Source organism: Serratia sp. PAMC26656 (assembly GCF_016469055.2).
Taxonomy (GTDB): domain Bacteria; phylum Pseudomonadota; class Gammaproteobacteria; order Enterobacterales; family Enterobacteriaceae; genus Serratia; species Serratia plymuthica.
Window position 1 is genome coordinate 2,263,919 of record NZ_CP150486.1, and the last position, 20,681, is coordinate 2,284,599.

Annotated in this window: 20 protein-coding genes and 2 pseudogenes; 9 read left to right on the forward strand and 13 right to left on the reverse strand. The window is 54.9% G+C overall.

The window, feature by feature from the left end; translation table 11 throughout:
* Nucleotides 1–11: 11 nt before the first annotated feature.
* The 3 genes from JEM67_RS11645 to JEM67_RS11655 are packed head-to-tail and all read right to left on the reverse strand — an operon-like array spanning nucleotide 12 to nucleotide 3,799.
* Nucleotides 12–1,283: a c-type cytochrome gene (locus tag JEM67_RS11645; RefSeq protein WP_199638903.1), complete on the reverse strand. Its 1,272-nt coding sequence runs from the start codon at nucleotides 1,281–1,283 to the stop codon at nucleotides 12–14.
* 20 nt (nucleotides 1,284–1,303) lie between these two features.
* On the reverse strand, nucleotides 1,304–3,082 hold the full coding sequence (locus JEM67_RS11650; protein ID WP_199638905.1) for a GMC family oxidoreductase: 1,779 nt from the start codon (nucleotides 3,080–3,082) through the stop codon (nucleotides 1,304–1,306).
* Nucleotides 3,083–3,799: a gluconate 2-dehydrogenase subunit 3 family protein gene (locus JEM67_RS11655; RefSeq protein ID WP_199638907.1), complete on the reverse strand. Its 717-nt coding sequence runs from the start codon at nucleotides 3,797–3,799 to the stop codon at nucleotides 3,083–3,085.
* Between the two features lie 309 nt (nucleotides 3,800–4,108).
* Here JEM67_RS11655 and JEM67_RS11660 point away from each other — a divergent pair, with 309 nt between their 5' ends.
* The 3 genes from JEM67_RS11660 to JEM67_RS11670 all read left to right on the forward strand — a co-directional run bounded on the left by JEM67_RS11660 (nucleotide 4,109) and on the right by JEM67_RS11670 (nucleotide 6,938).
* Nucleotides 4,109–5,626 (forward strand): PLP-dependent aminotransferase family protein, encoded by a 1,518-nt coding sequence (locus tag JEM67_RS11660; RefSeq protein WP_199638909.1) that lies wholly within the window; start codon nucleotides 4,109–4,111, stop codon nucleotides 5,624–5,626.
* Nucleotides 5,627–5,762: 136 nt separating this feature from the next.
* Nucleotides 5,763–6,215: a GNAT family N-acetyltransferase gene (locus JEM67_RS11665; protein ID WP_013812531.1), complete on the forward strand. Its 453-nt coding sequence runs from the start codon at nucleotides 5,763–5,765 to the stop codon at nucleotides 6,213–6,215.
* Between the two features lie 21 nt (nucleotides 6,216–6,236).
* Nucleotides 6,237–6,938, forward strand: coding sequence for a GNAT family N-acetyltransferase (locus JEM67_RS11670; RefSeq protein WP_199638911.1), 702 nt, complete (start codon nucleotides 6,237–6,239; stop codon nucleotides 6,936–6,938).
* Between the two features lie 58 nt (nucleotides 6,939–6,996).
* Here the strand turns inward: JEM67_RS11670 and purB are convergent, their stop codons facing one another.
* The 5 genes from purB to rluE all read right to left on the reverse strand — a co-directional run bounded on the left by purB (nucleotide 6,997) and on the right by rluE (nucleotide 11,351).
* The gene (gene purB / locus JEM67_RS11675; RefSeq protein ID WP_013812533.1) at nucleotides 6,997–8,367 is read right to left on the reverse strand and encodes an adenylosuccinate lyase; all 1,371 of its coding nucleotides are present in this window, start codon (nucleotides 8,365–8,367) and stop codon (nucleotides 6,997–6,999) included.
* Between the two features lie 22 nt (nucleotides 8,368–8,389).
* Entirely contained in the window at nucleotides 8,390–9,016 is a 627-nt protein-coding gene (gene hflD / locus JEM67_RS11680; RefSeq protein WP_126482148.1) for a high frequency lysogenization protein HflD, read from the reverse strand.
* 2 nt (nucleotides 9,017–9,018) lie between these two features.
* Nucleotides 9,019–10,122 carry a tRNA 2-thiouridine(34) synthase MnmA gene (mnmA, locus tag JEM67_RS11685; RefSeq protein ID WP_004943312.1) on the reverse strand — a complete coding sequence of 368 codons (1,104 nt, stop codon included), beginning with the start codon at nucleotides 10,120–10,122 and terminating at the stop codon, nucleotides 9,019–9,021.
* A gap of 94 nt (nucleotides 10,123–10,216) precedes the next feature.
* Nucleotides 10,217–10,663, reverse strand: a complete 447-nt coding sequence (locus tag JEM67_RS11690) for an NUDIX hydrolase (protein WP_199638913.1) — start codon at nucleotides 10,661–10,663, stop codon at nucleotides 10,217–10,219.
* 61 nt (nucleotides 10,664–10,724) lie between these two features.
* Entirely contained in the window at nucleotides 10,725–11,351 is a 627-nt protein-coding gene (gene rluE / locus JEM67_RS11695) for a 23S rRNA pseudouridine(2457) synthase RluE (protein WP_199638915.1), read from the reverse strand.
* A gap of 132 nt (nucleotides 11,352–11,483) precedes the next feature.
* On the opposite strand from rluE, the gene icd reads away from it, so the two are divergent.
* Nucleotides 11,484–12,737 carry an NADP-dependent isocitrate dehydrogenase gene (gene icd, locus JEM67_RS11700; RefSeq protein WP_004943319.1) on the forward strand — a complete coding sequence of 418 codons (1,254 nt, stop codon included), beginning with the start codon at nucleotides 11,484–11,486 and terminating at the stop codon, nucleotides 12,735–12,737.
* Nucleotides 12,738–12,837: 100 nt separating this feature from the next.
* On the opposite strand, the pseudogene JEM67_RS11705 reads toward icd, so the two are convergent.
* Both JEM67_RS11705 and JEM67_RS11710 read right to left on the reverse strand, forming a co-directional pair.
* Nucleotides 12,838–13,417: pseudogene (locus JEM67_RS11705) on the reverse strand (phage integrase Arm DNA-binding domain-containing protein).
* Complete coding sequence (locus tag JEM67_RS11710) at nucleotides 13,398–13,643, reverse strand: excisionase (RefSeq protein WP_199638917.1); 246 nt, start codon at nucleotides 13,641–13,643, stop codon at nucleotides 13,398–13,400. Before JEM67_RS11710 ends, JEM67_RS11705 begins: the two are co-directional and overlap by 20 nt.
* Nucleotides 13,644–13,797: 154 nt before the next feature.
* Here JEM67_RS11710 and JEM67_RS11715 point away from each other — a divergent pair.
* Nucleotides 13,798–14,202: pseudogene (locus JEM67_RS11715) on the forward strand (SOS response-associated peptidase family protein); the annotation flags it as partial.
* Between the two features lie 170 nt (nucleotides 14,203–14,372).
* Here the strand turns inward: JEM67_RS11715 and JEM67_RS11720 are convergent.
* Nucleotides 14,373–15,218 carry an alpha/beta fold hydrolase gene (locus JEM67_RS11720; protein WP_199638919.1) on the reverse strand — a complete coding sequence of 282 codons (846 nt, stop codon included), beginning with the start codon at nucleotides 15,216–15,218 and terminating at the stop codon, nucleotides 14,373–14,375.
* A 103-nt stretch (nucleotides 15,219–15,321) separates the two neighbouring features.
* Between JEM67_RS11720 and JEM67_RS11725 the strand changes: the two genes are divergently transcribed.
* The gene (locus tag JEM67_RS11725) at nucleotides 15,322–15,708 is read left to right on the forward strand and encodes a winged helix-turn-helix transcriptional regulator (protein ID WP_013814503.1); all 387 of its coding nucleotides are present in this window, start codon (nucleotides 15,322–15,324) and stop codon (nucleotides 15,706–15,708) included.
* Between the two features lie 22 nt (nucleotides 15,709–15,730).
* Here the strand turns inward: JEM67_RS11725 and JEM67_RS11730 are convergent, their stop codons facing one another.
* Complete coding sequence (locus JEM67_RS11730) at nucleotides 15,731–16,642, reverse strand: LysR family transcriptional regulator (protein WP_199638921.1); 912 nt, start codon at nucleotides 16,640–16,642, stop codon at nucleotides 15,731–15,733.
* Between the two features lie 118 nt (nucleotides 16,643–16,760).
* On the opposite strand from JEM67_RS11730, the gene JEM67_RS11735 reads away from it, so the two are divergent.
* Nucleotides 16,761–17,642 carry an MBL fold metallo-hydrolase gene (locus tag JEM67_RS11735; RefSeq protein ID WP_199638923.1) on the forward strand — a complete coding sequence of 294 codons (882 nt, stop codon included), beginning with the start codon at nucleotides 16,761–16,763 and terminating at the stop codon, nucleotides 17,640–17,642.
* A gap of 12 nt (nucleotides 17,643–17,654) precedes the next feature.
* Nucleotides 17,655–18,632: an alpha/beta hydrolase gene (locus tag JEM67_RS11740; RefSeq protein ID WP_199638925.1), complete on the forward strand. Its 978-nt coding sequence runs from the start codon at nucleotides 17,655–17,657 to the stop codon at nucleotides 18,630–18,632.
* Between the two features lie 416 nt (nucleotides 18,633–19,048).
* Here JEM67_RS11740 and JEM67_RS11745 read toward each other — a convergent pair whose 3' ends face one another.
* Nucleotides 19,049–19,486, reverse strand: a complete 438-nt coding sequence (locus JEM67_RS11745) for an RrF2 family transcriptional regulator (protein ID WP_426406344.1) — start codon at nucleotides 19,484–19,486, stop codon at nucleotides 19,049–19,051.
* A 77-nt stretch (nucleotides 19,487–19,563) separates the two neighbouring features.
* Between JEM67_RS11745 and JEM67_RS11750 the strand changes: the two genes are divergently transcribed.
* Nucleotides 19,564–20,541 carry an alpha/beta fold hydrolase gene (locus JEM67_RS11750; RefSeq protein WP_426406356.1) on the forward strand — a complete coding sequence of 326 codons (978 nt, stop codon included), beginning with the start codon at nucleotides 19,564–19,566 and terminating at the stop codon, nucleotides 20,539–20,541.
* Nucleotides 20,542–20,681 lie beyond the last annotated feature (140 nt).

Sequence of the window (20,681 nt, forward strand, 5' to 3'; positions counted from 1 at the left end):
GCCCGGGGGAATTACTGCTGAGTGGGTTTAACTGCGCTGTTTTTACGGATCTCCCGAACCTGTTCTGCGGTCACCGCCGGGGCTTGGTTGCCCCAACTGCTACGCACAAAACTGGCAACCTGGGCGACTTGTTCGTCGCTCAGCCGCCAGCCGAAGTCCGGCATGGTCAGCCCGGTGGGGGCGCTGACGGTCATCGGCGTACGGGAGCCGTTGATAATAATGCTGATCAGCGAAGAAGGATCCTCGTCTAACAGCGCCGGGTTGTGCGCCAACTGCGGGAAGGTATCGCGATAACCCAGGCCATCGCTGCGGTGGCAGGCGGCACAGTTATCCAGATAAGTTTGTGCGCCGGGCCGGCTGAGCTCGCCGCTAAACAGCGATTTCGCCGTTTTGGCGTCGGCCTGCGGCGACTTTTGCCGGCTGTCACCCGGCAGTGATTGCAGGTAGCCGGCGATCGCCTGCAAATCGGCGTCGCTCAGGTGCTGGGTGCTGTCCTGCACGACGTCTACCATTGAGCCAAAAGCGGCAAACCGTGGGTTGTGGCCAGTTTTCAGGAAGCGGGTGATATCTTCCGTTCGCCAATTGCCCAGCCCGTCGACCGGGTCTGCGCGGAGATTGGCGGCGTGCCAGCCCTCCAGCGTGCCCCCGCTCAGATAGGCGCTGTCATTCTGGGTGAGCGCCTTCTCCTGGAAGCCGATGCCACGCGGCGTGTGGCAGGTGCCGCAGTGCCCCAGGCCCTGAACCAGATAGGCGCCGCGGTTCCATTCTGCGCTCTGCTTGGCATCCGGCCGGTAGCTGCCGTCCTCGCGAAACGCCAGATTCCATAGCGCCAGCGGCCAGCGCATATTCAGCGGCCAGGGAATATCACTGTCCTTATTTTTCTGTGCTACCGGCTTGACCTGATGGGTGAAGTACAGATACAGATCACGCACATCCTCGTCGCTGATTTTGGCAAATGACGGGTAGGGCATGGCCGGATACAGCCGGGTGCCATCGCGTGCCACGCCTTTGCGCAATGCGTCGCTGAACTCTTGCAGGCTGTATTCGCCGATGCCGGTCTGTTTGTCCGGCGTGATATTGGTGGAGTAAATGGCGCCGATCGGGGTGGTCATTTTCAGACCGCCGGCAAAGGGAACGCCGCCGGGGGCGGTATGGCAGGCGGCGCAGTCGCCCGCACGCGCCAGATATTCTCCGTGCTGGATCCTTTGCGCATCGTCGGCTGCCTGTGCCACACCGGCGCTCAGCATCAGCAGCGCTAACAGCGAGGGGGTAAATCCTTTCATATAAGCTCCTTATGATGCCGTCAGGCCTGAACCAGCGGGCCGGGGTTCTTCAGATACTGATTACGGATCGCCTCGGCCGAATGGTAGGCCAACGCGCCGACGATGCCGGTAGGGTTGTAGGCCAGGTTCTGCGGGAAGGCACAGGCGCCGGTGACAAATACGTTTGGCACATCCCAACACTGCAGATACTTATTCACCACGCTGGTGGCTGGGCTATCGCCGATAATGGCGCCGCCGGTCGTGTGCGTTGACTGGTAGGGCCGCACATCGTAATGGTCACCGGTTTTCTTCACCGAAACCGCCATCTGTTTGGGTTTCATGGCGTTGGCGATATCCACCATTTTGCCGGTGATGTGCTGCGTCATTTTGATCTCATTTTGCTTCCAGTCGAAGGTCATGCGCAGCAGCGGCAGGCCGTAAGCGTCCTTGTAGGTCGGATCCAGATCCAGATAGCAATCGCGGTACGGCATCACCGAGCCTTCGGAGCCGATGCTCATCGAGTGCGGGTAGTTATCCTTGATGCCCTGTTTCCAGCCGCTGCCCCAACCGGGAGTGCCTGGCGGTAGCATCATTTGCTGAATCGGCCGCCCGCCGGTACGGGTAGCGGAGATATAGGCGCCGCCGATAAAGCCCAAATCGGCATGATCGAAGTTTTCGCCGTTCAGATCGTCGATCACCGTGCCGGCCGCGCCTGCGCCGATAAACGGATTGAAATGGGTATCCTGGTCGTAAAACAGCGAAATGCCGCTGTTCATCTGGTAGGCATAGTTCTTGCCGACCACGCCTTCGCCGGTCACCGGATCGTAAGGTTTGCCGATACCCGAGAGCAGCAGCAGGCGGACGTTATGCAACTGGAAAGCGCTGAGGATCACCAGATCGGCCGGTTGCTCGATCTCTTGCCCCTGCGCGTTGATATAGGTGACACCGGTGGCTTTCTTGCCGCTGCTGTCCAGATTCACTTTGATCACCTGCGCCTGGGTGCGCAGCTCAAAGTTATTACGTTTGGTCAGCACCGGCAGGATGGTGCTCTGCGGCGACGCCTTGGAGTACATAAAACAGCCGAAGCGCTCGCAGTAGCCGCAGAAATTGCAGGGGCCGAGCTGGACGCCGTAAGTATTGGTGTAGGGTTTGGAGCAGTTGGCTGCGGGAATGGCAAACGGGTGATAGCCCAGGGATTCGGCCGCCTGACCAAACAGCGAACCGGAGTAGAGCTGCTTGAGTGCCGGGGTCGGGTATTCACTGCTGCGTGGCCCTTCGAACGGATTGCCGCCTTTGATGATGTTGCCTTGCAGGTTACCGGCCTTACCGGCGGTGCCGCAGACTTTTTCGAATTTGTCGAAGTAAGGTTCCAACTCCTGATAGCTGAGCGGATAATCCTGCAACGTCATGCCTTCCGGGATCCATTTAGCACCGTATTTTTCCGTGAGGGTGGTGTGCAGCTTCAGATCGGAAGGCAGTGCACGCCAGTGCATGCCGTTCCAGTGAACGCCGGCGCCGCCAACGCCGTTGCCCGGCAGAAATGAACCGAGCTGGCGATAAGGCACCGCGAAGTCGGCAGGAGTGTGGCGCACGGTCACCGTTTCATTTGCCATTTCCTGCGCCAGCTTCAGGCGGATGCCGTAGGTCAGTTCGTCGGCAATGCGCGGGTAGGCGAAGTCCGGATAGGTATCACGCCGTTCGCCGCGTTCAAGTGCCAGCACGTTCAGGCCGCTTTCGGTCAACTCCATTCCCATTATGGCGCCGGTCCAGCCAAACCCGACGATCACCACGTCTACCGGTGGTTTTTTAATTACGCTCATTTATGCATTCCTTTTGCTTGAGATACTGACCGGGCCGAGAGGATAAGGCTGATTGGGCCGGTTGACCCAGTCGGTGTAATCCGCCCGTGCGCCGGGAAAACCAATCAATTTCCATGAGGCCAATGTCTGGTTGCCGCCGTGAACCGGATCGGCCAGATAGCCCTCTTTGGTATTGGCCAGCAGTTGATTGAAAAACAGCGCGCCGGGCAGGGCATCGGAATCCAGCTGGCCGTGTTCCAGCGCGGTCAGCAACTGTTCCTGCTCGGCGTGGCCGAGATCGGCAAAGGCTTTTTGGAACTGCCGCCGGCAGTGGGCATTAACCTCGCGAATGCCGGTTCGATAGGTTTCACGTGGCGTCAATTTGGATTGGTAGCCTAACTCTGGCGCGGAGGGCACGAACGGCGGGTGCATATACCACAGCCCGCCGTGGCCGTACGGGGTTTCCATTTGCCTGTCGATAAACACCGGCACGTCCTGATCCACCGCGCCGGGGCCGTTAGCATCTCCCGGGATGAGCCGATCGCAGGCTGCCAGCAGAAAACGCCATTCGTCGTTGTTGAAATAAACCGGCACATAGTGGGCAGAGACGCCGGCGGCAGGCGCGGCTTTGGCTTCCAGTGCCATCATGCCGCTACTCGCGGCGGCCAGCGGGATTAACGCCAGGGTCTTTTTTAGAAAGTTACGCCGAGGCGGCGTGGGGTTGTGCTGTTGCGACATAATTCCACCTTGAACAATGTTTCACAATAAACGCCCGCGCAGGCAATACGCGCCTGCACCGCCGCTATCCAGCGGCAGTAAACGGGCAGGGTCGGGGTATTAAAATTAGATCAACCATATAATTAGCTTGCTACTTGTATGGTTGTTTTAGTGTAGATCTTGCACAGCAAATGAAACAATCAATGATCTGTTTCAAAACATTTTGTTCACAATAGGCAAGGCTTAGAGCGATGACCTGATATGCCCGCTCAGAGGGGGAAATAAGGTAAAGTGAGGCAGTAAAGCCGCCCTCTCTTGACCCGGAGCACCATGAAACACAGCAGTGACAGCAGCCCACCCACTTCCCCGGCCGCCCTACAGGCAAGCTTTGCCCGGCATTTGCAACAGGGCATGACGCGCAAAGCGGCGCTGCATCTGGCCATCAAACAGCAGGTGACGGCGGGGGAACTGCAATATCTGGCGAAACTTCCTCCCAGCCGGGTACTGGCTGCCGGGCTGGGCGTTTCTCGCGATACCGTCGAGGTGACCTATGCCCAACTGGAAGCCGAAGGCTACATTGCCCGCGCGGTGGGGCGCGGCAGCTTTGTCAGCTATCAGCGAAGCACCCTGATTGGCCGCGAGCTGTTGGCGGCGGATGATGCCGAAAGCGCATTGCTGGCGGAACGGGAACTGAGCGCGCATGGCCGCTCGTTGCTGGTGGCCGCCCATGCGCCGCATACCAGCCGTGCCAGTTCGCTCACGCCGTCACTGCCTGACCTGCGGCTGTTCCCGATAGATAGCTGGTTGCAACTGGAAAGGCTGGCGGTTCGGCAGTACGGCGAACGTCTGTTGGGCTATGCCGATCCCCAGGGAGTGGTGGAGCTGAGGGGCGAAATCATTGAGTATCTGCGGCGCGAAAGGGGCGTTAAGGCCAGTGTGGAGCAGGTGATCGTGGTGACCAGCTCCCAACAGGCGCTGTCGCTGTGTACCCAGGTGTTGTTCAATCCTGGCGACAGGGTATTTGTCGAAGAGCCGGGTTATCAGGGGGCGAAAAAGCTGGTGCAGTCTGCGGGGATCATCGCCCAGCCTGTCGCGGTCGATCATGACGGAATGGATATTGACGCATTAATTGACGCGCGCCACCGCGGGCGGGGCGTGTATGTCACGCCATCTCATCATTATCCGCTGGGGCACTCGCTCAGCATCGACAGAAGATTGAAACTGCTGGAATGGGCGCAGCAGCACAAGGCCTGGATTATTGAAGATGATTACGATTCCGAATTCAATTATGACGGGCTGACCAGGGCTTCGCTGCAGGGGCTGGATAAATACCAACGCACGCTGTATATCGGCACTTTCAGCAAAACCCTGTTCCCGGGGCTGCGCATCGGTTTTATCATCGTTCCGCCACAGTTAATCAAACCGATGGTGGCTGCCAAACAATTCCAGGATGGTTATACCTCTGCATTGCCGCAAATGACCCTGTTCCGCTTTTTAAACGGCGATTTTTATGCCGAACACTTAAGGAATATGCGCAAGCTGTATAAGGCCAGGCTCGATATTCTGCATGCGGCGGTCCATCAGTATCTTACTGCCTGGACCCGGCCGCCGCTGCCGCAGGGCGGACTGCAATTGGTGTGCCCGTTGGCGGATGCGGCTACCGAGCGGCGTTTGATTCAGGCCGCCGCCGCGCAGGGAATGAAGGTCTATGGGCTGGCGGATTTTTACACCGGCCAACCTCGGGAAGGGGCGCTGGTGTTTGGCTTCTCGGCCTACACGCCGGATGAAATCGTAAAGTTCATCAAAAAATTATCCTCTATTTTCAGCGCGCTGCCGCAGGCCGATTAAAAGGCGTTTATGTCGTCAAAATTGGTCTGCTCACTGTTATGAATTGGTCTGTATTCAGCCCGCAATGGCCGGTGTACCCTGTTGGTATCAGGTTATTTCTCCTGTGGAAATAATATCTTAAAACCAGAGAGGCACTATGCACCCGGTAAACAATGGCGTTGTGGTACGCAAAATACAAAACGGCGATAAATCGCAGTGGTTGGATCTGTGGCAGGGATATCTTCATTTTTATCGTGCGGACATTGCCGCGCAGGTCACCGAACACACGTTTGAACGTTTATGCTCGGATCAGCAGGTTTATGGGCTGGTGGCGGAGGACGCAAACGGCAATCTTCTGGGGTTGATGAACCTGATTTTCCACCCTTCAACCTGGAGCTCCGCCGGTTATTGTTATATTGAAGATCTCTATGTTTCCCCTGTGGCGCGCGGCAAGAAGGTGTCCGAGAAGCTATTTGAGCAGGCTTATCAGCTTGCCAATGAAAGGGGCAGCGACCGGGTTTACTGGATGACGCAGGAATATAACGCCCCGGCGCGTTCGCTGTACGACAAAATAGGCAAAAGAAGTTCGTTCATCATCTATACCCGTTAATTACAGGCTGCGAGGGGCTTTATGGCGTTCAATCAATTCGGGCAGCCGGTGGGCGAGCCATTAACCGATTGGCGGGCACCGCAACGGCCTGCCGGAGAGCCGCTCGACGGGCGCTTTTGCTTCATGAAATCGCTTGATCCGCAGCGGGATCACGCAGCCCTGTTCCGCGCATTCCAACTGGCCCCGGATGGCCGCGACTGGACCTATTTATCCATCGAACGGCCGGACAGCCCGGCGGCGATGTTGCAGCACCTGATTCAGCTTCAGGCCAACCCTGCGTTGGAGAACATGACGGTGTTCGACAGCGCAAGCCACGCACCGGTCGGCACCGTAGCTTATATGCGCATCGATGAAGGCAACGGCGTGCTGGAGATTGGCCACGTCAGTTGGTCGCCGGCGATGAAACAACGCTCCAGCGCAACGGAGGCCGTCTATCTGATGCTGCGCCACCTGTTCGATGATTTGGGGTATCGCCGCTGTGAATGGAAATGCGACAGCCACAACGCGCCGTCCAGACAGGCGGCGGCAAGGTTCGGTTTCAATTACGAGGGCCGGTTCAGGTATGCGGTGATCACCAAGGGCCGCAGCCGCGATACCGACTGGTTCGCCATCACATCGGATCGCTGGCCGGCCATTAAAGCCGCCTTCGAGCAGTGGTTAAGCCCGGGCAACTTCAACGCGCAGGGGCAGCAGAAACAACGGTTGCAGGCGTTTATGCGTTGAGGCTCTACAATACGAAAGGCGGCCATTTGGCCGCCTTTGTGCTTTCTAACCAGACCGATTATTTCAGCTCGTCAACCATGGTGGCGGCGCGGCCAATGTAGTTAGCCGGGGTCATGGCTTTCAGGCGGGTTTTCTCTTCTTCCGGCAGCGCCAAACCGTCGATAAACGCCTGCATGCCGGCGGCATCCACGCGCTTGCCACGGGTCAGCTCTTTCAGCTTCTCGTACGGCTTTTCGATGCCGTAACGGCGCATCACGGTCTGGATCGGCTCGGCCAGCACTTCCCAGTTATGATCCAGCTCGTCCAGCAGGTGCGCCTGGTTGACTTCCAGCTTGCTGATGCCTTTCATGGTCGCCTGATAGGCGATCAGCGCATAGCCCAGGCCCACGCCCAGATTACGCAGCACGGTGGAGTCGGTCAGGTCGCGCTGCCAGCGGGAAACCGGCAGTTTGCTGGCCAGATGGCCCAACACTGCGTTGGACAGGCCCAGGTTGCCTTCGGAGTTTTCGAAGTCGATCGGGTTGACCTTGTGCGGCATGGTGGAAGAACCGATTTCACCGGCGATGGTCTTCTGCTTGAAGTGATTCAGGGCGATGTAACCCCAGATATCACGGTCGAAGTCGATCAGGATGGTGTTGAAGCGCGCTACGCAGTCGAACAGCTCGGCGATGTAGTCGTGCGGTTCGATCTGAGTGGTGTACGGGTTCCAAGTGATGCCCAGCGAGGTAACGAAGGTTTCGCTGAACTGGTGCCAGTCCACTTCCGGATAAGCGACGATGTGGGCGTTGTAGTTGCCGACCGCACCGTTGATTTTACCCATGATCTCAACGCGTTCCAGCTGACGGAACTGGCGTTCCATGCGGTAGGCCACGTTGGCGAATTCTTTACCTACGGTCGACGGGGTCGCCGGCTGGCCGTGGGTGCGGGACAGCAAAGGAATATCGCGATATTCCAACGCCAGGCCCTTGATCGAATCGATGATTTTGCGCCAGTACGGCAGCACCACGTCCTGACGTGCGGTTTGCAGCATCAGCGCGTGGGACAGGTTGTTGATATCTTCTGAGGTGCAGGCAAAGTGGATGAACTCGGAGACCGCCTGCAGGGCAGGGACGGCTTCCACTTTTTCCTTCAGGAAATACTCAACCGCTTTCACGTCGTGGTTGGTGGTGCGTTCGATAGTCTTGATGCGCTGCGCGTCTTCTTCGCTGAACTCTGCGACGATCTTGTCGAGGAAAGCGTTTGCGTCGGCGTCAAAAGCGGGAACTTCCTTGATTTCTGCGCAGGCGGCCAGTTTTTGCAGCCAACGTACTTCAACCTGCACGCGGAATTTCAGCAGACCGTATTCGCTGAAAATGGTGCGCAGTGCGCTGACTTTATCACCGTAGCGTCCATCAACGGGTGAAACGGCGGTCAGTGAGGATAATTCCATCGGTAGCAACTCCTGGGATCGATTAACAATGAGCAACGATATTTTGCGCCTGTTTAAACAGACGATTACGAGAAAACATTAATTGCAGGCGGCTGCCGCCAACCTGTTGCCACAGCACGGCGGCACGAATGCCGGCCAGCAGCGTGGCGCGAACCTTGGCCTGCACCTGCGTGTTCTGCAGGATAGCCGGCGAACCTATCACCTGGATGCGCGGTCCGAGCGGGCTGACCACATCGACATAAATGCCGGCCAGCGCGCTGATAATAGTGTCTGATTCCAAATCAAAATGCGCCAACTGGCGCTCCAGCTGGCCGAGGCGTTCGCCAAGCTGGTTCATCGCCTGCTTATTGGCGTTGAGCTTGCGCTCCAGCACCATCAGGCTGATGGTGTAGCGGGTCAGTTCGGCGCCCGGCCCCTTGTTATTGGCATTGAGCACGCCCATCAGCGTCTCGAGGCCCATTTTCAGGTTGCGCTCTTCGCCGCCGAACACCGCCAGCGTGGAAGGTGGATCCATTTGCAGCAGGCTGCTCAACGAGACATGCAAGGCGTCTTTATCGCATATCCCCTCGTGCGCCAGTTGCTGGACCAGACGCGCTGACTGGCTGATTCCAGCCATCGCCAGCGTAATGTCATAATAATTTTTCGCCACGGTTACTCCTGTAAACGCTGTTCGATAATGCCGCCACCGAGGCAGATTTCGTCCTGATAAAACACGGCTGACTGGCCTGGGGTGACGGCGGCGACCGGCTCGTCGAAACGCACTTCGATGCGCTGGTCATCCAGTGGCGTAACGGTGCACGGGATATCCTGCTGGCGATAACGGGTTTTCACCGTACAGCGCAATGGCCCGCTCAGCGGCAGGCGATCGACCCAATGCAGCTGCTGCGCGATCAGGCCGGTAGACATCAGGCGCGGATGATCATGCCCCTGAGCGACCACCAGCACGTTGTTGGCGACGTCTTTGTCTACCACGTACCACGGATCTTCGCTGCTGTCTTTCATGCCGCCAATGCCCAGCCCTTTGCGCTGGCCGAGGGTGTGATACATCAGCCCCTGGTGCTCGCCGACGGTCTGGCCATCGACGTTGACGATAGGGCCTGGCTGCGCCGGCAGGTAGCGGCCGAGGAAATCACGGAATTTGCGCTCGCCGATAAAGCAGATGCCGGTAGAGTCTTTTTTCTTGGCGGTAACCAGCTCCAGCTGCTCGGCGATGCGGCGCACCTCCGGCTTTTCCAGTTCACCAACCGGGAACAGGCTTTGCGCGACCTGCTCGTGGCTCAGGGTATACAGGAAGTAGCTCTGGTCTTTGTTGCCGTCGACGCCGCGCAGCAGGCGGCTTTTGCCGTCCACGTCCTGGCGGCGCACGTAGTGCCCGGTGGCGATAAAGTCCGCCCCCAGATCTTCTGCGGCGAATTCCAGGAAGGCTTTGAATTTGATTTCTTTATTGCACAGGATGTCCGGGTTCGGCGTGCGACCGGCCTTGTACTCTTCGAGGAACAGCTCAAAAACGTTGTCCCAGTACTCTGCCGCGAAGTTCACCGTATGCAGCTCGATGCCGAGTTTGTCGCACACGGCCTGCGCATCGGCCAAATCGGTCGCTGCAGAACAATATTCTTCGTCATCGTCCTCTTCCCAGTTCTTCATAAACAGCCCAGCGACCTGATAGCCCTGTTGCTGTAACAGATAGGCAGTAACGGAAGAGTCGACGCCGCCGGACATACCGACGATTACTTTTTTCTGGCTGTTATCTGACATGGGAGTCTCACGAACTTGAACACGAACCGTGCGATAAAAAACAAGCGCAGGATTTTACCACGTTGGCCGCGCCGGCGCACGGCACTTATTCATCTCAGAACGGCCAATTATAGCTGCCGACCAAGGAGAGCGGGTAGCGCTCCGGCTGCTGGTAACAACGGAGACTTTCCGCAACCAGCCCGGAACGCAGGTTGGGTGCCTGCAAAATCTCTTCGGCGCTAAGCCACAGGCAGCGGTCGATATCGCTGTCTTGCGGCTCGGTGGGCAGAGGGTGCTCCAGCTCAATGACAAAACAAAAACGCAAAAACGGCGTGTTGTCCGGGGCGATCCACTGGTGCAGTTTGAGGAACGACTGCGGCGTGGCGCGGATGCCGGTTTCTTCCCACAGTTCGCGTTCGGCGGCTTGCACCAGGGTTTCATCGGCCTCCAGGTGGCCGGCCGGCTGATTCCATAACGCTTTGCTGTTGATGGTCTCTTCGACGATCAGAAATTTCCCGGCGGCGTGAACCACGCAGGCGACGGTGACGTGCGGTTTAAACATAACGGCCCCTTACAGCGGCTGGTTGATGTGTTGGCATACCCTTGGTTTTTCCCGCGGCTGGCTACAGTGAATCAAGGGTTTTCCATTCGCCAGGTTGCAATGCACCCAGGGAAAGCTCGCCCATACTGTAGCGAATCAGGCGCAGGGTAGGGAACCCGATATGCGCCGTCATGCGACGCACCTGGCGATTTCGGCCCTCGAACAGGGTGATTTTCAACCAGGCGGTGGGGATCGCCTTGCGTTCGCGGATCGGCGGGTTGCGCGGCCACAGCCATTCCGGCTCGCTGACCAACTCCACGCCGGCCGGCAGAGTGGGGCCGTCTTTGAGCGTAACGCCGCTGCGCAGCGGTGCCAGATCGGCTTCCTGCGGCGCGCCCTCAACCTGTACGTAATACACTTTACCGGTGCGTTTGCCCGGCAGGGTGAGCTGCGCTTGCAGCTTGCCGTCATTGGTCAGCACCAATAATCCTTCGCTGTCGCGATCCAGTCGCCCGGCGGCGTATACATCGGGAAAAGGAATGTATTCTTTCAGCGTGGCGCGGCCGGTTTCATCGGTAAATTGGGGGAGCACATCGAAGGGTTTATTGAATAACACCACGCGGCGCGGACCCTGTGCTACAGCAGGTTTGGCGGCGTTTGGCTTGCTGAATCGTTTAACGTTGTGATTTTTAACAGGGAATTTTTTCATAACAGTTGAGATTACGGATGATAGGCGCATTATAACTGAATCCGTTTCGGATTGGCGCGGACTGAATATTCGAGTAGTATCTACACGCATCTTACAAAGCATTAACAAAAATTGCGCTTGAAGGAGAGGTTGATGGAAAGCAAAGTAGTTGTTCCGGCAGAAGGTAAACAGATTACGGTCGATGCCCAGGGTAAACTGGTTGTTCCGAATAACCCGATCATCCCGTTCATCGAAGGCGACGGCATTGGCGTTGACGTTACCCCTGCTATGATTCACGTGGTTGATGCGGCTGTGAAAAAGGCCTACCACGGCGAACGTAAAATCTCCTGGATGGAAATCTACACCGGTGAAAAATCCACTCACGTTTACGGGAAAGACGTGTGGCTGCCGGAAGAAACCCTGGATCTGATCCGTGACTACCGCGTTGCCATCAAAGGCCCGCTGACTACCCCGGTCGGTGGCGGTATTCGCTCCCTGAACGTGGCTCTGCGCCAGCAACTGGATCTGTATGTGTGTCTGCGTCCGGTGCGTTACTACCAGGGCACCCCTAGCCCGGTTAAACAGCCAGAGCTGACCGACATGGTGATCTTCCGCGAAAACGCCGAAGACATCTATGCGGGTATCGAATGGAAAGCCGGTTCTGCCGAAGCAGACAAAGTGATCAAGTTCCTGCGCGACGAAATGGGCGTGAAGAAAATCCGCTTCCCGGAACAATGCGGTATCGGCGTCAAGCCATGTTCCGAAGAAGGGACCAAACGTCTGGTGCGTGCGGCGATCGAATATGCCATCACCAACGACCGTGACTCTGTGACCCTGGTTCACAAAGGCAACATCATGAAGTTCACCGAAGGTGCCTTCAAGGATTGGGGCTACGAACTGGCGCGCGAAGAGTTCGGCGGCGAACTGATCGACGGCGGCCCGTGGCTGAAAATCAAGAACCCGAACACCGGTAAAGAGATCGTGGTTAAAGACGTGATCGCCGACGCCTTCCTGCAGCAAATCCTGCTGCGCCCGGCGGAATACGACGTGATCGCCTGTATGAACCTGAACGGTGACTACATCTCCGACGCCCTGGCCGCACAGGTTGGCGGTATCGGTATCGCACCAGGCGCCAACATCGGTTCCGATTGCGCGCTGTTCGAAGCGACCCACGGCACCGCACCTAAGTATGCCGGCCAGGACAAAGTGAACCCAGGTTCCATCATCCTGTCCGCAGAAATGATGCTGCGTCACATGGGCTGGTTCGAAGCGGCTGACCTGATCGTTAAGGGCATGGAAGGCGCCATCGCTGCCAAGACCGTGACCTATGACTTCGAACGCCTGATGGAAGGCGCTAAGCTGCTGAAATGTTCAGAGTTTGGCGACGCTATCGTTAAACACATGTAATTTTCAGCATTGCTGAAAATGTCAACGGGGGCTTCGGCCCCCGTAGTTTTTCCCCCCTCAAAAAATTCTTCTGCAAAACTGCTTAAAAATTGACCTAATTTCATATGCCCACAACCTTCCATTCTTTACCTCGAGCATCATTGTAGCGGTCAGTTTGACGCTGGCTTTTATGTCCTAATAAATCCTTGGTATTAACTTTTCGCTCTCTGTATACGCGTTCCGAAAGCGACCGAATTTCATGAAAAGTAGGGGGCGATCCTTTGTCCCATGACAACCCCGATAGCTCCCGAATTTTTTAAAGCTGGGGCTGATCGTGTTGGCTTGAACCATACCACCACGGCTATTTTCTGTTTAACTGTATTTTCTGTGATTTCCTTTGCTGCCTTGCGCTCCTCCTGAATATCAATATAGCGATCAAGCCACGTCGAAACACTAATGCTACCGCCAATAGCACGGACTAAGTTGTCCCGCACAGCTAAGGTATTCTGTAACTGCTGTTCGGAAAATCTGGCATTTGCCTCGATCGCTATTTCTTTCGCTTCTTCTGCGTTGGTTCCTAATCCGTGCACATCCCCAGTAATAGGATGCATATACTTCCAGTAAACGCGTTGAGTTCTCTTATCTGTGCTGCAATAAAGCCCAGGTGTGTCTAATGCATACTTACGTGGCCTTGCCATTATTTAATATCCTTAGCAAACGGGGGTCGTCATTTTTATTTGTCACAGGTTTGCATGACAGGCCAATATACCGAGCCCCTTTTTCAACACGCCAGTAACGGCCAGCTTTTTGAGGTGGTGGATAGATCATTTTATTCTTCGCATATGAAAGAAGCGTGTCATAACTTGGGCATGTTTCTTCACCGAATTCCTCGATCGCCCAATCCTTTAATAATTGAGTTCGTGCCATATATAACCCTCTATATATGAGGCTGTAGCATTGCTACGCCCTTATTATTGTCGTTAAAAATTTGATATGAAGGGGCTGTGATTGGATATTAAAAATCGCCGGTTGACGGTTTAGGTTAAAAAGGAAAGCTATATATCAAAGCCATGGTGATTCTATGTGCGGACGATTTGCTCAGGTACAGACACGGGCCGACTATCTCGATTATTTGGCATCAGAGCTCGAATATGCTGATGCTCTGGATACTGTGCCTATCGGACGGTATAACGTTGCACTTGGTACCCATGTTTTACTCATCAATCAGCACGATATCTAGCTCCATATGGATCCGGTTCTATGGGGATACGGCCCTGATTGGTGGCTTGAGATGAAGCGGCAGCCAGTACTCAATGCACGTGTCGAAACGGCTGCAAGTAGCCGGATGTTTAAACCGCTGTGGGATCATGGCCGCATGCTGGTTGTCGCCGATGGCTGGTACGAATGGAAGAAGTCACCAGATGATCCGAAGAAGAAACAGCCGTATTTTATCCATTCGGATGGGCCGATATTCTTTGCTGCTATCAGTCGATTTTATTCCGAGCAGCACGCGACCGGTGTGAGCGGGCAAGCCGTCCTTTGGGCATGCACCGCACGTTTTTAATGCCTCCACAATTGCCTTTCGCTCCTCTAATAAGTCGCTCTACTATTTTTTAATGAATTTGTAGATGAGGGAATGTTGCTACTGGACGTTCATCACAGAAACGTGCGCAGTTGAGCGACCAGAGCTGCCGGTTGTTCCAGAGGGATAAGGTGCGCGCAGTCGGTAAGGGTTATTTCCGTCAGGTCAGCGGTTACGCTGCGCAATTGGCCTGCCAGGGCGCTGCCTACAATGCCGCCAGCGATGGCCATGACGGGTAATTCGAGTTTGTTTTCCGTAACCATGTCTTTAATCTGACGTGCATTTTCGGGGAGGGCACGGTAATGTTCGAAACCGCAGCGCATAGCGTCACGGTTGCTGTAAGCATCAATGAATGCTCTGCGAATCTCGGTTGCGACGCCTTTGCGTCCTTTAGTTCCTGACAGCAAGAATTCATCAATATACGCTGCTTCGTTACCCTCCAGAACCTTCTCGGCGAACCCAGGGACTTGATGGAAACCGAACCACCACGGTGGTCCATTTTTCACGAAGGCCTCAGCGCCAGGGAGGGTTCCGAGTAGTCCTTCCATAACTACAAGCTTGCTGGCTCTGGCAGGATGGCGTGCAGCGAGCATCCAGGAGACAGCGACGCCCAAATCAATCCCCACAATCCCTGCAGTTTGCAGATCCAATGCATCCAAAATCCCGGCCGCATCATCGGCAAGCGTATGCAGGTCGTAGCCCCTTTCTTCTCTTGCGCTGGCACCCAGACCGCGCAGATCGGGGGCAATGACGGTATAGTTTGATTGCATCTTCTTCATGACATCACGCCAGATTTCCCAGGTATGGGGCCAACCGTGTAAAAAGAGGATAGCCGGGCCTGAGCCGCCAGTGGCCACGTTGAGTGTTGTATTGTTGACGCCGATACGCCGAATACGAAAATGATTTGTATGTATGTTCATATACCACCTGATGGATGATTGTTACTGGAGGTGATAGCATGCCTAAGTTGTACCTTGGTATCAATTAGATACCAGAATGTCACTTAGAAACCTTGAGGTAACCATGGATTTACGAGGGCCATTTTCTATCGCGTGCCCGACTCGCGAATTGTTGGATCAACTTGCCGACAAGTGGTCAATGCTTGTGCTGATGGCAGTGAGAGAACATCCGGTGCGCTTCAACGCGCTAAAACGCGCTATAGAGGGAATTAGTCAGAAGGTGCTAACACATACATTGCGGAAACTGGAATGCAACGGACTGGTCACGAGGACGGTGTTTGCTGCGGTACCCGTCAAGGTAGAATACAGCATCACCCCCCTCGGTGAGTCGTTGGTAATTTTACTAGCCCCCCTAAGGGAGTGGGCAATTGAAAATCTGCCTCATGTCGAACAGGCCCGTAAGCTGGCAGCGGCCAGCAGACAGCCATCAGATATTCCGTCCGAAGACTGAGTGCGGTTTGACACAGAAGACGTTAATTGAGGTCAGTTATTGCCATATCATTAAACTGTCCCCGGACCCAGTCGGAAAAGAGCCTGACCCGTGGCGCAAGCTGGCGGTTTTCAGGCCATGCAATATGAACCGGCAGTTTATCCACTTTCCACTCATCAAACAGGCTGACAAGTTCCCCTTTTATTAACGCATCTTTCACCAGAAATGCGTAGGTTGTTACAATGCCTAATCCCGCCCGTGCAGCACACAATGCCGCAAAAGCATCGTTTACGGAAATCTGAAACGGCCCTTGAATGGCAAAAGATCCATTATCTTTTACCAGTTGGTGCTCAAAACTCCTGCCGCTTTGCGGTGACCTGACCTGAATCAGATAATGCTTCAAAAGCTCAGACGGGTGAGTAGGTCTCCCATTCTTTTCCAGATATTGTGGTGCGGCGCAAACAGCCATCGGCAATGTACCGAGCGAGCGTGAAATGAGCGTATCATGACGCAACGCACCAACACGGATCACGCAGTCAATCTGATTATCTATAAGGTCGCTGGTACGATTACCAATGCTTGTGATGACCTGCAGGTCCGGATAGCGGTTCATGAAATCAGGAATGCGAGGGATAATCAGGCAGTACGCCAATGCACCTGGCATCTCAACCCTCAACTGCCCACGCCACGTTGCATCAGAGCCTGACACGCTATTATCAAGCCTTTCGGCCTGTATCAGCAGGTCCTGAGCCCCTTTATAGTACGCCTCTCCCTGTTCAGTCAGACGGAGCCTGCGAGATGAGCGGTGCAGCAGTTTTACACCCAGCTCTGCTTCCAGTGCCTGGATTTGTCGCGTCACCGTTGATTTAGGTAATCCGAGGCTTTCAGCCGCACGTATGAAGGCGCCGGTTTCTACAACCCGTAAGAAACTGCGCATTGTGGAAAATTTATCCATAAACCACCTTATCGTTGCTCTATTTGCAATTTAAGTTTGCCTGCTGCCCAGTTGTTCATCATGTTTCGCAAATGCGAAGATAATGCCATCAGCAGTAAATAAACGAAAGGAAAGGCTTATGAATGACCTGTTAACCTGGCAAGTAGCCGGAGCAAAAATCACAAAAATCCCGGAACAGCAGAGTACCGGCATTCCGGCGACGTCCCTGTTTCCGCAATGGAATCGTCAGACAGTTTCAGCGTTCGCTGAACATCTCAAACCGAACTGCATAGACCTGCAAACTGAAACACTAACGCTCAGCACGCACAGCTGGCTTGTTGAAAGAGACGGTAAGTTCATCATTATTGATACAGCTTCCGGTAACGGCAAGGATCGTCCGGGTAACCCTAAATTCCATCAGATGAAGAGTGACTGGCTGAAAGCACTAAGAAGCGCCGGAGTTACTCCTGAGCAGGTGGACGCCGTGGTGCTGACGCATCTTCACGTCGATCACGTGGGCTGGAATACGATTTATTGTGAGGGGGAATGGATACCTACATTCCCAAATGCCCGTTACTACTTCTCTGCACAGGAATACACCTTCTATCAGGATCCAGAAAATGTAATGCGACCGAGCATTGGTGCATTGGAGGACAGTGTTATCCCGGTGGTGGCATCGGGGCAGGCAGTGCTGCTGGATGAACACGCGGCTGAGATTTTTCCCGGACTGTGTATTCACAGGACTCCGGGGCACAGCGTTGCTCACTTAGCTTTCAGCATGTCACGCGGGGGGGAAACCGCTCTGTTCTGGGGAGATATTGCGCATAGCCCTCTGCAGGTCTGTCTGCCGCAGTGGAACAGTAGCTACTGCGAGTTTCCCGATACTGCGCAGCAATCCCGCCGGGACATGCTGAGTTTTGCCGCAGAGACCGGCGCACTGGTTTTCACCTCACATTTTCCGGATCGCTCTGTCGGAAAATGCGTATCCATAAATGACCAGCTGTACTGGCAGCACGCATAACAGGAGAAGAACATGTCATCTTTAATGCCACTGTTTAGTGAGGCTTTCGCTATCGATTCAGATACCACAGACATTAAGCTGTGGTTGCGTCATCGGCGGTTGGCCGATATAAGCGTATTCGACACTGCGCATACGGTGATCCTGATGCACGGCGCGACCTATTCATCAGGGAGTCTATTTGATACGCAAATTGAAGGTGAATCCTTTATGGATTATCTCGCCGCCTCCGGTATGGACGTTTGGGCCCTTGATGTTCGCGGTTACGGTGGCGCATCCAGAATGGCTTCATTCGATGCCCCTGCTCTGGAAAATCCGCCTTCCGCGCGCGCCGAGGTAGCAGCAGGCGATCTCGGCAATGCCATTGATTTCATCCTTCAGCAACAGGATCTGACACAGCTTAATATCATTGGTATGTCGTGGGGCGGAACCGTATCAGCACTCTATACCACGCTTAATCCCTGGAAAGTGCGCCGGCTTACATTGATCGCGCCGCAGTGGCTTCAGGAAGGCAAGCCTGCGCTCGACCCCGGCGGTGCCATTGGAGCATGGCGAGACATCGACATTGATGCCATCGAAGCCCGCTGGTTGAGGAGCGTACCTGACGAGAAAAAACATGACCTGATCCCTTCAGGAGGATTCAGCCAGTGGGCCACACAAACGCTTTCTGACGAGCCCAATCCGCAGTTAAAGGTGCAGCGTAAAATCCGCGCCAGCACTGGCCCTATCCAGGATACCCGAGACTACTGGTCAGTGGGTATTCCTGTTTACGATCCGGGGGATATCAGGGTTCCGGTCCTTCTTCTGCATGGCGAGTGGGATCAGGATGTACCTGTTAATGCCACACTGAACTGGTTCCTGCGCGCTACCGGCGCACCGTGGAAACGTTGGGTGGAGATAGGTGAAGCTACCCACATGATGGTGCTGGAGAAAAACCGTAAGCAGGTTTTTGCCCTGTCCCGTGATTTTATCACCCAGATACTTAACGTCTGATCGGTAATTTTCTCACTGCTTACAGCCATGCCCCCCTCACCGGCAGGGAGAGGGGGGCATGGTCATCGATTATTTGGAACCGTTAAATACATATCGTGCTATAGAGCTTTAGTCCGACCTGAACGCTCGTCCGAGCTAATCACCATCAAGTGGCTCGGTGATGTAGACGTCAACGATATTGTCTAGCGTCCAGCGCGCTTTATCTTCAAGCTTGCGACCATTGTCGATAATCCGAAACTTCCCGAGGGGCAGCTTCCCCTGGTGACCCCACGCGCGCCCCGTCCGTCATCAAGATAGGCTATCACTGGTCGTAAACCTTCCGCAGTGAATCTACCTGAATTGCCGGTGGCGGGCAGCAACGCCAGATCATTCCCTATTTCACGTTGCACTATTGAGTACAATTCACAGGTTTTTTTCTATTTATGCGATAAGTCCCCAGGGAGTAAAGAAATCATCTGCGCAAGCTCGGATAGTGTATGCCCTTCTAATCGAGCCAGCAGGACTTGCTCTGAATCGTGCATAGCCTGGACGATAAATCTATTCACAAGGCTTTCCACCGGGCATTGAGGATTGTCATCGGCCGGAGCAATGGTAAAGACCGCGCCGTGAGGGATCGCGTCATACACATCCTTTGCGGTCGTGGCGCTCAAATCTCGCGTGAGTGACCATCCCCCATTACGCCCCCCTTTTGAAGTGACAAGACAAGCGTCATGCAGAGCGGCCATAATCCGACGTACAACTACCGCATTGGTGTGTAACATCTTGGCGAGGTTTTCGGACGTTGTGGTCCCTCCACGCAAATACATGTGGATTAACACATGAAGTAAACGGGCAAGGCGGGTGTCGTATGCCATAATAAACTCAAATTTTTGTGTAACAGTAATAGTTACGATAACAGACTTTCATCCAAAAATTTGAGTGAGGATTATTGATGAGCGATTATAACCAGCGCTATGTGGAGGCCAATGGGCTCCAGATTCAAATCACCGAAGCGGGCGAAGGCCCCTTGGTGATCCTTTGCCATGGTTTTCCTGAGACAGCCTATGCCTGGCGGCATCAATTGTCTGCACTTGCCGAAGCAGGTTTTCGAGCGGTAGCGCCCGATTTACGAGGTTACGGCAACAGCGATAGTCCAGCCAACGTAGCTGATTTCACTACTTTAGATATCGTGAGTGACCTTGTTGCCCTTGTCGATGCCGAAGGGGTGAGTGAAGCGGTGATCGTGGGAGGGGATTGGGGCGCAACGATTGCCTGGCAAGCCGCGCAGGTGCGGCCCGATCGATTCCGTGCTGTGGTTGCGCTTGGTGTACCGATGATGGGACGTGCGCCGGTTGCACCGAGTCAGATATTCCCGCAAACCGCGACGGCAAGCTTCTACACTCACTACTTCAGTCAGTCAAACGTAGCCGAACAAGAGTTCGATAGGGACACCGCTTCAACCCTTCGGAAAATCTACTTCGCAGCATCTGGAGATGCTGGGCCTCGATCTGATCCAAACACCCCTAATCCATTTGGAATGGTAGATCGAGGACAGGGGCTGCTCGACTCGCTTCCAGATCCTGAGGTACTCCCATCTTGGCTTAAACAAGCCGATCTGGACATTTTCGTGGGGAGCTTTCGGAAGAGCGGCTTTCGAGGGGGGCTCAACTACTACCGGAATTTGGATCGGAATTGGATGCTACAGGGCGCTTTCGTAGGAAAGCGAGTCGAGGTACCCGCACTCTTCCTCATAGGTGAGCGAGATACGGGTCTTGCTATCCCTGGTATGGACCAAATCATTAAGGCGATGCCCGAGCTGGTGCCTCAATTGCGTTCCGCTGAGGTAATTCCTGGAGCAGGACACTGGTTGCAACAGGAGGCGCCTAGAGAAGTCAACAAAGCGCTTGTCCACTTCTTACGTACCCTTTAAGGTGAAAGTCGCATGCGATGAGAACATGTATTTTCCCCTGGAGACAAAGGGGGGAGCGCTGTGGTAAGTGCCTCAAAAAGGTCATTCGGACCGGGGAATGCAGACATGGACCTTAGCCACTTGGACTGTCCCCACGACAG